The organism is uncultured Caulobacter sp., assembly GCF_937900395.1.
Lineage (GTDB): Bacteria > Pseudomonadota > Alphaproteobacteria > Caulobacterales > Caulobacteraceae > Caulobacter.
The window spans coordinates 1-8,765 of record NZ_CALCDX010000012.1 but is presented as its reverse complement, the minus strand read 5'-3'; the positions used below and the strand labels follow the sequence as shown (position 1 = coordinate 8,765).

Annotated in this window: 6 protein-coding genes and 2 pseudogenes; 5 read left to right on the top strand and 3 right to left on the bottom strand. The window is 68.3% G+C overall.

What is annotated here, in order from left to right; genetic code table 11:
- Positions 1-191: hypothetical protein (locus Q0379_RS00660; RefSeq protein WP_299003050.1), on the bottom strand; the 191-nt coding region annotated here is incomplete at its 3' end.
- A 429-nt stretch (positions 192-620) separates the two neighbouring features.
- On the opposite strand from Q0379_RS00660, the pseudogene Q0379_RS00655 reads away from it, so the two are divergent.
- A pseudogene (locus Q0379_RS00655) lies at positions 621-1,205 on the top strand (ATP-grasp domain-containing protein); the annotation flags it as partial.
- Here the strand turns inward: Q0379_RS00655 and Q0379_RS00650 are convergent.
- On the bottom strand, positions 1,177-2,166 hold the full coding sequence (locus tag Q0379_RS00650) for an acyltransferase (RefSeq protein WP_299003048.1): 990 nt from the start codon (positions 2,164-2,166) through the stop codon (positions 1,177-1,179). The pseudogene Q0379_RS00655 and the gene Q0379_RS00650 sit on opposite strands and share 29 nt — an antisense overlap.
- A gap of 74 nt (positions 2,167-2,240) precedes the next feature.
- Between Q0379_RS00650 and Q0379_RS00645 the strand changes: the two genes are divergently transcribed.
- Genes Q0379_RS00645 through Q0379_RS00635 form a run of 3 tightly spaced genes read left to right on the top strand, consistent with a single transcriptional unit; the run spans position 2,241 to position 5,890 of the window.
- Positions 2,241-2,786, top strand: a complete 546-nt coding sequence (locus Q0379_RS00645; protein ID WP_299003045.1) for a GNAT family N-acetyltransferase — start codon at positions 2,241-2,243, stop codon at positions 2,784-2,786.
- 27 nt (positions 2,787-2,813) lie between these two features.
- Positions 2,814-3,524: an aspartate/glutamate racemase family protein gene (locus tag Q0379_RS00640; protein ID WP_299003042.1), complete on the top strand. Its 711-nt coding sequence runs from the start codon at positions 2,814-2,816 to the stop codon at positions 3,522-3,524.
- 38 nt (positions 3,525-3,562) lie between these two features.
- Positions 3,563-5,890 carry a GH92 family glycosyl hydrolase gene (locus Q0379_RS00635; RefSeq protein WP_299003039.1) on the top strand — a complete coding sequence of 776 codons (2,328 nt, stop codon included), beginning with the start codon at positions 3,563-3,565 and terminating at the stop codon, positions 5,888-5,890.
- 148 nt (positions 5,891-6,038) lie between these two features.
- Here Q0379_RS00635 and Q0379_RS00630 read toward each other — a convergent pair.
- Positions 6,039-8,123, bottom strand: a pseudogene (locus Q0379_RS00630) (PBP1A family penicillin-binding protein); the annotation flags it as partial.
- A gap of 30 nt (positions 8,124-8,153) precedes the next feature.
- Here Q0379_RS00630 and Q0379_RS00620 point away from each other — a divergent pair.
- Positions 8,154-8,645 carry a YcgN family cysteine cluster protein gene (locus Q0379_RS00620; RefSeq protein WP_299003036.1) on the top strand — a complete coding sequence of 164 codons (492 nt, stop codon included), beginning with the start codon at positions 8,154-8,156 and terminating at the stop codon, positions 8,643-8,645.
- Positions 8,646-8,765: the final 120 nt, after the last annotated feature.

The window sequence follows — 8,765 nt, the reverse complement described above, 5'->3', positions numbered from 1 at the left end:
TCGAAGAATATCTTTGAAGAATCAAATATCAGCGACTCGCAAAGCACGGCCAGATGCATCTCCAGGTCGAAGACCATTTTGGTTCGCTCGTCCCGCTGGAGGACGTCGTGCTGCAGGCACATTCTTTTGCGTGCTTTTCTCGCAAATTCTGACTTGCCCAGCCGCAGTTCATGTATTGATTTGTACAGCATGTATTGATTGAATCCAGGCGGCGAATGGATGGGGCGGCATCAGTCTTACGCCGCCTCATCGAGCTAAATCAGAGGCTTGTGCTTGATCTTCTTTTAGTGCTCGAATGACCTGGTTGCGGGGGCGGGGCTCCTCTATCGGGATGACTTCGCCCCGCGCAGCGCGCCCTGTTGTCATCGAAGCAGGTCAGGCTGCCGCCGGGGCTGGCCACCTTCGGCTTGACTCTGACAGAGGGATCGAAGTGGTGATCGAGCACAAATGCCCGATCCACTTATCGCTCAGTGGGCCTTCCAGTCCAGAGCAGACAGTGTGCCGGTCCTTGTCGGCAGGGCTCTGATGTTGCTTTTCGAGGCCTTTGGGCTTGGATGAGCGGCACTTCCGAAGGGCTGCGGAGGCGTGTTTTTCATGGCCTGGGCCATTGCGTCGCCGGCGAGGCCGAGGCCGCCTACGACCGCATCGGCCGCCAGGCGGCGATCCTGGAGGCGCCGGCCGACTTCGGCCGCGAGCTGTCGGTAATCGCCGCGCGCGGTCGCGACGGCGAGATCGCCTGCTATCCGGTCAGCGAGAACCATCACGAGGGCGGCGTCCTGCGCCGCACCGTGGCGCCGGCCAAGATCACGCCGGCCACCCGCGACCAGGCCGAGGCCATCGCCGCCAAGATCCTGACCGCGCTCGACTATGTCGGCGTGATCGGGGTCGAGCTGTTCGAGCTGGCCGGCGGCAAGCTGCTGGTCAACGAGTTCGCCCCGCGCGTCCACAACACCGGCCACTGGACCCAGGACGGCTGTGAGGTCGACCAGTTCGAGCAGCATATCCGCGCCGTCGCCGGCTGGCCGCTGGGCCCGACCCAGCCGCACCATCACGTCGAGATGACCAACCTTTTGGGCGCCGATGTCGACGCCTGGAAGAAGCTGGCCGCCGAGCCGGAGACCCGCGTCCACCTCTACGGCAAGGGCGAAGCCCGCCCCGGCCGCAAGATGGGCCACGTCAATCGACTGCGGCCGCTGCGGGACTGAGGGCGGCGCGAGGCGAGCCTTCAGTCAGTCGCGCCTTGAGCTTCAGCGCCGGCTTCTCGACCAGCAGCCAGGATAGAAGCGCGCAGGGCAGGGCGACGATCAGCGAGCTCGTCAGGGTCAGCTCATCCCGCTGGGCCAGGACCTGCTGCAGCGGAAAGCTGTAGATGTAGAGGCCGTACGACAGGTCGACCGGCACGCGGGGCGCGTTCAAGGCGCCCAGGCGGAGCGCGATCAGCGGCAGGCCTAGGAACCAGACGGGCGTCAGCAACAGCGTCACGGCCGCGACAGTCAGCCAGAGTGGGGGGCGCTGGGCGCTCGCCTGCAGCGCCGCGCCGGTCAGGAACAGGAAGCCGTTCGTTGCGGCCAGATAGGCAAGGCGGAAGAGGTCGTCTCTCGCGTCCAGGCCCAGGGCGTGGATCACGATCGCCCCCATGGCCGCCGAGAGCGCCAGGGCGGTCAGGACTTTCGGCGTCGCTCGCCGCGCGGCGCCCAGCGTCGCGAGCGCCATATAGGCCGTGAACTCCAGCCGCAGCGTCCACAGCGAGCCGTTGACGACGCCGGCCAGAGGGACCGCCAGGAACACTCCGGGCAGGTCATAGGTGACCGCGTACAGGCTCAGGTTCTTCAGTACGTAGCCGTAGGGGGCCTGATCTCGGAGATAGTCGGCGAGACCCAACGTGCTGACCATCGGGCCTAGCGCAAAGGCGGTGAACAGCAGTGCGACCGCCAGACCGGGAAAGATCCTGAGGGCGCGCTTGGCGACAAAGATCCCGAGGCCGGACGCTCGCGCCAGGCTGCCTCCGACCAGATAGCCGCTGATCACGAAGAAGATCCCCACGCCCAGCGCCCCGAGGTCGGCTCCGGCGCCAAGGATCATCGGCGGCTGGCCATCGAGGACCCGCGCGTGATGCGCGATCACCAGAATCGCCGCGGCTAGCCGCAGATAGTCATAGCCCCCCATGGCCCCCCCGTGATGCAGTCCCCAAGGGACTTAGAGCTCGGATCGGAGGGTCCGGCAAGAACGGGGGAGATTTCATGGCGATGATCCTGGAGACGGACCGGCTTCTTCTGCGCGTGCCGACGCAGGACGACTTCGACGCCGGCTGGGCCGCGTTCCACACCGATCCCGAATGCATGCGGTATCTGGGCGGCGCGATGCCGAGAAGCGTCGCCTGGCGCGCCCTGACCCAGGTGGTCGGCATGTGGTCGCTGCTGGGCTTTGGCCAGTTCTCGGCGATCGAGAAGGCCACCGGCCGTTGGGTGGGGCGGGTCGGCCCCTGGCGTCCCGAAGGCTGGCCCGCGCCGGAAGTCGGCTGGCTGTTCCATCGGGACGCTTGGGGCAAGGGATACGCCACCGAGGCGGGGAGCGCGTGTCTGGACCACGTCTTCGGAACCCTGGGCTGGGACTTCGTCGGCCACATGATCCACCCCGACAATCTGCCGTCCCAGGCCGTGGCCCGGCGGTTGGGCTCTCGCCTGGTCGAGATGGTCGTCTTGCCGTCGCCGATGGACGTCGCCGGGCCAACCCAGATGTGGGGCCAGACCGCCGAGGACTGGCGCGCGGCTCGTGTTCTGGGTTAGGCGGACTGACGGACGCAAGGCGAGATCATGACCCAGCAGGCGCTCATTGGACTCATCGGCGGCATGAGCTGGGAAAGCTCGGCCCAGTACTATCGGCTGATCAACGAGGCCGCGCGCGAGCGGCTGGGCGGCGTGGCCTCGGCGCGGACGCTGATGTGGTCGTTCGACTTCGCCGAGATCGAGCGCCTGCAGCACGCCGGCCGGTGGCCCGAGCTGTCGCGACGTCTGGCCGACGCCGCGCGGGCGCTGGAGGCGGGCGGGGCGGACTTCCTGGTGCTCTGCACCAACACCATGCACCGCGAGGCCGATGCGATCGAGGCGGCCGTCCGCATCCCGCTGCTGCACATCGCCGATCCGACGGGCGAGGCGATCACGGCGGCGGGCCTGTCCACCGTCGGCCTGCTCGGCACGGCCTTCACCATGGAGCACGACTTCTATCGCGGCCGGCTGGAAGCCAAGCACGGACTGACGGTGCTGACTCCCGACGCCGACGACCGCGCCATCGTTCACCGGATCATCTACGAGGAGCTGGTCGCCGGCCGGGTGCTCGACGCCTCGCGCGACGCCTACCGAGCGGTGATCGCGCGCCTCGTTGAACGCGGGGCGGAGGCGATCATCCTGGGCTGCACCGAGATCATGCTGCTGATCGGCCAGGACGACAGCCCGGTCCCGGTGTTCGACACCACGACCCTGCACGCCTTGGCGGCCGTCGAGCGGGCCTTGAAAGGCGTCGCCTAGCCGATAGGGTGCCTTCCGCCTGAGTTGCGGAGTTCCCCATGCGCCTGCTTCCCGCCCTGACCGCCAGCCTCGCTCTCCTGGCGGCGACGGCGCACGCCCAGACCTCCGCCTACGACGCCGTCGATCCGTTCATCGGCACGGGCGGCGACGGCCACACCTTCCCTGGCGCGGTGGTTCCGTTCGGCATGGTGCAGCTGAGCCCCGACACCGACATCCTGCCGTTCAAGCAGAGCTATGCCCGGGCGGCCGGCTATCGCTTCGGCGATCCCACGATCCTGGGCTTCTCGCACACCCACTTCTCCGGGGCGGGCCATTCCGACCTCGGCGACATCCTGCTGACGCCGGTCGCCGGCGAGGCCAAGCTGGAGCCGGGCGAGGTCGACAAGCCCGGCTCGGGCTACCGCTCGCGCTACAGCCACGACAGCGAGGTCGCGCAGCCGGGCTATTACGCCGTCACCCTCAGCGACAGCCAGGTGCGCGCCGAGCTGACCGCCGGCCTGCGCACGGGCCTGCACCGCTATGCGTTCCCAAAGGGCCAGCGCGCCCAGGTGCTGATCGACCTGCGCAGCTCGATCTACAACTATCCGGGCAAGGTCTTGTGGTCGCGCCTGCGCGTCGCGCCGGACGGGACGATCACCGGCTACCGCGAGACGCGCGGCTGGGCGCCTGGCCGCAAGCTGTTCTTCGCCATCCGTTTCGACAAGCCGCTGGTCGGCCAGGCCTTCCACAACCGCGAGACCGACGTGCCCTACAAGGGCTTCGCCCAGCCTGGGCGGACGCCGAACGACCGCGCGCAGATCCAGGGACGGGCCCTGGTCGGCGTCTTCGACTTCGGCCAGCTGGACGGCCCTCTAACCGTGAAGGTGGCGCTGTCGTCGGTCAGCGAGGACGGCGCGATCGCCAACCTCGCCAGCGACGAGCCCGGCTTCGACTTCGACGCCCAGCGCGCCCGCGCCAAGGCGGCCTGGGAGAAGGCCCTGGCGGCCGTGGACATCCAGGCGCCCGCCCCGATGCGCAAGACGCTCTACACGGCGCTTTACCACACCCTGCTGGCGCCCAGCGTCTTCGCCGACGCCGACGGCCGCTATCGTGGCCCCGACGACCAGGTGCACGATGGGACCCTGGACGGCCGGCCGTTCACCTTCCACTCGACCTTTTCGCTGTGGGACACCTTCCGGGCCGAGCACCCGCTGCTGACGCTGGTCCAGCCGGCCGACTACACCAACGACGTCGTCAACTCGCTGATCGCCTCGCAGCGCCAGAGCCCCTACCAGATCCTGCCGGTCTGGCAGTTCCACGGCCAGGAGACCTGGACGATGATCGGCTACCACGCCGTTCCGGTCATCGCCGACGCCTGGATGAAGGGCATCCGCGGCTACGATGGCAAGGCCGCCCTCGACGCCATGGTCAAGAGCGCCACCTACGCCCCGTACGGCGGTCTCGGCGACTACATGACGCTCGGCTACGTCCCGATCGACAAGGAGCCTGAGGCGGCCTCCAAGACGGTCGAATACGCCTATGACGACTGGACTATCGCTCGCATGGCCCGCGACCTGGGACAGGCCGACGTCGCCGCGACCTTCGAGAAGCGCGCCGGCTATTGGCGCAACAGCTTCGACGCCAAGACCGGCTTCCTGCGGGCGCGCAAGTCCGACGGGACCTATCGCGAGCCGTTCAACCCGACCGCCATCAACTACGGCTCGGACTACACCGAGGGCAACGCTTGGCAGTACTCGTGGTTCGCGCCGCAGGACCTGGGCGGGGTGGTCAAGACGCTGGGCGGCGATGCGGCGACCGTGAAGAAGCTGGACGCCATGTTCGACTTCGACAACTCCAAGATCGACTACTCACACGCCGAGGACATCGCCGGCCTGATCGGCCAATACATCCACGGCAACGAGCCCAGCCACCACGTCGCCTATATGTACAACTACGCCGGCGCGCCGTGGCGCACCCAGGCCCGGCTGACCCAGATCGTGAACAGCCAGTACAAGCCGACGCCCGACGGCCTGTCGGGCAATGACGATCTGGGCCAGATGTCGGCCTGGCTGATGTTCACGAGCCTGGGCTTCTATCCGGTGACGCCCGCCTCGAGCGAGTACGCCATCGGCCGGCCGTTCGTGGAGCGGGCGAACCTGAACCTGCCGAACGGCAAGCGCTTCGCCGTGCGCACGGTGGGCCTGTCCGATGCGGCCCCCTACGTCGCTAAGGTCACCCTGAACGGCAAGCCGCTGACCCGGGCCTTCCTGAAGCACGAGGAGATCGTCGCCGGCGGCGAGCTGGTCTTCACGATGAGCGCGAAGCCCAACAAGACCTGGGCGACCCGGCCTCAGGACCGGCCGACCTCGATGACGGGATATCGTTAGACCATCGTTCCGACTTCCCCGGCGAATGCCGGGGCCCAGATCGAACCAGAGGGGCCTGTGCTCCTGGCGAGGCCCGAAGGCGCGAGCACTCAGGTCGCTCAGGATGTATCTGGGCCCCGGCATTCGCCGGGGAAATCGGATTTGGAGGCTAGTTCACCGGCTCCGCCGCCGCCCCATCGGCGCCCTCGCGCTCCGAAGCCGTCCGGGCGAGCTCGGCGGCGAGGGTTTCGTAGAAGCCGTTGCGCGGGTCGGGCTTGGTGTCGACGACCGGATCGGCCAGCAGCCACGGGAAGTCGCTGACCGCCAGGGAGGCGTGGGCCGCCACCATGAAGCGTCGCCAGACGCCCGCGGGGATGTCGCCGCCGACCACCTTGTTCATCGGCCGCTCGTCGTCGTTGCCGACCCAGACGCCGGTGACGTAGTCGGGCGTGAAGCCGACGAACCAGGCGTCGCGCCAGTTCTGGCTGGTGCCGGTCTTGCCGGCCGCGGGACGGCCGAACTCGGCGCGGCGGGCGGTGCCCTCGGTCACGACCTTCTCCATCATTCGCACCATGATGCTGGCGTGGCCCAGGTCATAGACGCGCCGCTCGCCGGACGGCGGCTGGTGGGCCCAGATCTCCTGGCCGCCCTGGGTGCCGATCGACTCGATCAGGTAGGGCTCCAGCCGGATCCCGCCCAGCTGGAACACCTGGAAGCCGGAGGTCAGCTGCAGCAGCGTCACCTCGTAGGAGCCCAGAGCGACCGACAGGTCCGGCGTGTCGGGCAGGCTGGTGAAGCCGAAGCGGTGCGCCAGCTCGCCGATCGCCGCCCCGCCGACCTCGGCGCCCAGCTGGGCGGCGATGGTGTTGGTCGAGGCGATCAGGGCCTGCTCGACGGTCATCGGGCCGCGATAGCCGCCGCCATAGTTCTCCGGCGCCCAATCCCCGAACTTCACGGGCTCGTCGACCCGGATGTCGGTCGGCAGCACGCCATGCTCGACGGCCGTCGCATAGACGAACGGCTTGAAGGTCGAGCCGGGCTGGCGGCGGGCCTGGATGGCGCGGTTGAACGGACTCTCGACATAGTCCGTCCCGCCGATCATCGCCCGGATGGCCCCGTCGGCCGATAGCGACAACAGGGCGGCCTGCGAGACGCCGGACACCGGGCCGTCGACGGCGATGGTCTGGCGGATGGTCTCCGCCGCCTCGCGTTGCAGCAGCGGATCGATCGTCAGGCGCACGACCAGGTCCGGCGCGTTTGGCCCCGCGATCTTGACCGCCTCGGCCGTGGCGTAGTCCAGCACCCAGCCGAAGTCGCCCTCGTCCTGACCGATCGGGGAGAGGGCGGGGCGGTCCTCCAGCGCCTCGCGCTCCTGCTGGGCGCTGATCCAGCCCTCGGCGCGCATATTGGCCAGGATCAGGCGCGAGCGGATCAGGGCCCGCTCCAGGTCGCGGTTGAGGGCCAGGCGCGAGGGCGCCTTGGGCAGGCTAGCCAGCAGCGCGGCCTCCGACAGGGTCAGCTGGCTGGCCGACTTCCCGAAATAGGTCTGGGCCGCGCCGTCCAGGCCATAGGTGCCCGCGCCGAAATAGATGCGGTTCAGGTAGATCTCGAGGATCTCGTCCTTGGTCAGCACCTGCTCAAGCCGGTAGGCCAGCAGCATCTCCTGCAGCTTGCGCTTTATGACCCGGTCGGGGCTGAGGAACAGGCCCTTGGCCAGCTGCTGGCTCAGGGTCGAGGCGCCCTGTACCGTGCGGCCGGCCCTCCAGTTGATCCAGGCGGCCCGGAAGACGCCCTGAACATCGATCGCGCCGTGCTGGTAGAACCGCCGGTCCTCGGCGGCCAGGAAGGCCTGGGAGACGTAGGGCGGCAGCTCGTCGACCGTGACGCGCCGGCCATAACGCGGGCCGCGCGTGGCGATCACCTGGCCATAGCGGTCCTCGAAGCGGATGGCGGGCGCGCGGTTCAGGGCGAACAGCGCCTCGCGCGGCGGCAGCTGCGGCGTGTCCTTGAGGTACTTGTTCCAGACGACATAGGCGCCGCCGGCGACGGCCAGGGCGGCGACCAGGATCGCGACCGTCAGTCCGGCGAAGACCCAGGCCCAGACGCGCCACACGCCACGTGACTTGACGGGCTTGGTCTCAAGGCGAAGCGGTCTTTCCACCGGCTGCGGCGCCGGGGCGGAAGCCTCTGGCGGCGGGGTCTCGTCGGTCGGCGGCGTCGAGTCGGTCACGGTTAAGTTTAGGCTCTGTTTGGTCGCCGGGTCATTCGGGTTTAGGACGAGCCCATGAGTTCAAGCAAACCTTTCTGGCTGACGAAGACGCTGGCCGAGATGACCGTCCCCGAGTGGGAGAGCCTGTGCGACGGCTGCGGCCTGTGCTGCCTGGTCCGCTTCGAGGACGAGGACACCGGCGAGATCGTCCCCACGCGCGTGCATTGCCAGCTGTTCGACGAGCACCTGTGCCGCTGCAAGGACTATCCGAACCGCAAGAAGACGGTGCCCGACTGCATCAAGCTGACGCCCTACAATATCGAGGACCTGGAGTGGATGCCGCGGTCCTGCGCCTACCGGCGCCTGCACGAGGGCAAGGACCTGCCGCAATGGCATCCATTGGTCACCGGCGATCCGGAAAGCACCCACAAGGCCGGGATCTCGGTGCGCGACCAGACGGTGTCGGAACTGTGCTTCGACGACGCCGAGGATGCGCTGGACTTCACCGCGACGGACCTGATGCGCGATCGCGGGGATGATCCCTATGAGGTGGAGGAGGGGGGCTGAAAGCTGCTCCCCCGTGTCACGGGGGAACTGTCGCGGAGCGACTGAGGGGGCGAGTGCTGCCTTGGCCGAGCTAGCCCCCTCCGGCCCTCCGGGCCACCTCCCCCGCATCGCGGGGGAGGA